2 protein-coding genes are annotated in these 2,880 nt (G+C 36.8%); one reads left to right on the top strand and one right to left on the bottom strand.

The features are described 5' to 3' along the window. On the top strand, positions 1–239 hold a 239-nt coding region (locus AC3DU7_RS30235; protein ID WP_488042936.1), incomplete at its 5' end, for an inositol monophosphatase family protein. 836 nt (positions 240–1,075) lie between these two features. Here AC3DU7_RS30235 and AC3DU7_RS30230 read toward each other — a convergent pair. Continuing rightward, on the bottom strand, positions 1,076–2,506 hold the full coding sequence (locus AC3DU7_RS30230) for an MlaD family protein (protein WP_488042935.1): 1,431 nt from the start codon (positions 2,504–2,506) through the stop codon (positions 1,076–1,078). Positions 2,507–2,880: the final 374 nt, after the last annotated feature.

The raw sequence follows: 2,880 nt of genomic DNA, 5'->3' as shown, positions 1-2,880 counted from the left end.
CATCTGGGCAAGCTGCTTTATATTTGCGTTTGCCATCGCCGAAGTCTCCTAACTACCGGGAAAATATTTGGGATCATGCTGCCGGAGCGATCGTTGTGGAAGAAGCTGGAGGGCGTGTTTCCGATCTTTATGGTAAACCGTTAAATTTTGCTGATGGAGCGAAGATGGTTGATAACCGTGGCGTGGTTGTTAGTAATGGGATAATTCACGATCAAGTTTTAGCTGCTTTGCAGGAATAAATATAGCTTTTCATGGAATTCAAAAGTCAAAAGTCATTTCAAGTCAAAATTCAAAAGCGAGTGTGTAATTCTGAGGTCTCCTCAGAATGTATAGCAATGTGCGCTGGCATATTTACAAATTTCAGGAACTGTCCAATAGCTAAAAGTTTTATAGCAATGAGCTTTTTATCCCCCCCTACTGCCTATTGCCTACTGCCTATTGCCTGCGCACAGCGCTATAAGACACACTCAAGACAGTCAAAAGTCAAAAGTAAGAATTTTTAAGTTATATCATGTTCGGATAATTACTTAGGGCTTGCTGATTAAATATCAAAGTTTTTAATGGCAAAGGTTTCAGACCTTGCAGGTACTAATAAAGTATCAGCTTTTAGGTAGTTCCAGTTCCAAAATCTGGGTTTTGGGCAAAAATATGGTTAGAAAATCAAGGGAAGATTCTTCTGGCTATTTCTTCTCGGAATCTCATTCCTCCTGGATTCTGAATTCTGGATTCTGGCTACTCCTCTGAAAAAAAGACTTTTTCAGCAAACCCTGCTTGTAGTAAAATTTTTGTTTGTAAGTTGGGCTTGAGCCTCTGAAATACTTACTATTATGGCTAAAGCCAAACTACGAGCCTAATTATAACTGTTCTACCGAACATGATATTAGCTATCTTTAGTCATCTTTTAGATGACTTTTGCTTTAAGCCAAGAAATAAATTTCTTGGCGGATGACATGGCTTGCTGGAAAAATGGTCGGTTTGACATCTCACCCACCGCTTGCGCTGAAAGGCGTGCGTTACATTTCATTAACGCACCCTACTGGACTACTATACTTCGGCGTTTCTAATTCCCTATTCTCTATTCCCTCAAATCTGTCAATTTACTCAGCTCTGAACTGCCACTATCTTTTAACAAAGTTTCAATATTTTTTGCCATCCGAGTTTGCTGCTCTAACTGCTTTGTTGAAGAAAATAAATCACCTAATCCATTAATAATTTGTTTAAGACTTCTCCTAAATCTATCATCCCCAGTTAAATCATCTAAATCTGATGTCATTTTCTGCACATTTTGAAATGTTGCTCTAGCTGAATCTAATGTTTGTTGCAACATAACTATATTTGTAGAACTATTTAAATCACTAGAAATATCTCTTAGATTAGCGGAAGTTTCTACAGCATTTGCTGATAATATTTCTAAATTACCAATCAATTCTCCTCTTTCTAGATCGCTAACTATGGGGCTTAAACTTTCCATTAAAACTGCTAACTTTCCCGTCGTTTTTTCAATATTATCTAAAGTTGCTATGAGAGTAGAACGATTTGTATTAACAATTGAATTAATCTGGTCTGCTGTTAAACTAAATTTCTTCGCTACTTCCTCTGCAGAATTTGCGGAAGCGATCGCTGCCTCGGAAACTTTTGCTGTAGATTCTTCCATAGCTTTAGTCACATTTGCTATGCCATTAGAAATATCATTTACTTCTCTTTCTACAGTTTTAGTAAGACTATCCAAATCTCTCTCTACAGTATTAGTCAAACCACCTATTTCCCCTTCCAAAGTATTAGTCAAACCACCTATTTCTCCTTCTAAAGTTTGAGTTAAACCACCCACTTCTGTTCTAAGAATTCCTGCTATTTCATCAACATCTTCTCTTAAATATTGACTTATACCTTGCACTTCTCCTCTAATAGTTTCTGATAAATCAGCCAGTTGTTTTGTTAGCTTAGAAGCTTCTGCAGAGGCATTAGCTGTATTTTCAGCAATTATTTTGACATTACTAAATAACTCTGGGTCACTGTATAGATCTATTAAACGAATTCCTGCTCTTAATAGTTGCTGTATTTCTACTCCTGCTTGCCCTTGTAAACGGTCATTATTACAAATAATTATTTCCGGACAATTAGAGGATAAAGGACCAGCAGAAATTTCTGATTCTGGTATTCTACCTCTAGGAGTAATATCTATCACCCCAGTACCAATAAATGAAGATGTATTTGCTTGAATAAACACATCTCGAGGAATAATTAAATCTTCAGGTTTAATTTCTATACTAATATCTACTCCATTTGGCCCTGGTTTAATTCCTACTACCTGTCCAACATTAATACCTCGATATCTAACCGATGTGCCTAACTCCATACTAGATGCACTTTCAAATTCCACTATTACCTTATAACTACGTTGGCCTAAGTTTACTCCCCTCAACCAAAGCACCAATACACCAAATAAACCTAGCCCTAACAAAGTTAATAAACCGACTGAACCTTCTCTAGCTGTTCGCGATCGCATAGTTTCCCCAAAATTATCAATAAGCTATAGTTATATGTACCTTCTCTATAGCAATGTGCGCTGGCATATTTACAAATTACAGGAACTGTCCAATAGCTAAAAATCTTATATTATCGGTTTTTTATTTCCCCTATTGCCTGTTGCCTGCGCACAGCACTATAAATTTATTAATTTTTCTGGCCTTTAATCTGGCAATTATCAAAATAACATAGGTCTAAAACCCTGCTTTTTAAGGCTCAGTATTTTTGGAGCCTTGCTCGAATGCCCGTTACAAAAATAACTTCTGACTTCTGACTTCGTTAAGTTCCTTGCCCCTTAGTCAAACCTCTATCCAATACCTTAATTGGCCCATCTACACTACCTGTAAAAAATTG

The organism is Okeania sp. (assembly GCF_983059655.1).
Note: the sequence above shows the minus strand (reverse complement) of the source record. Positions and strands in the feature narration are given on the sequence as shown.

Bases quoted from the DNA above. Each gene is read 5' to 3' on its own strand.
- AC3DU7_RS30230 (WP_488042935.1), bottom strand. From the start codon at position 2,506: ATGCGATCGCGAACAGCTAGAGAAGGTTCAGTCGGTTTATTAACTTTG.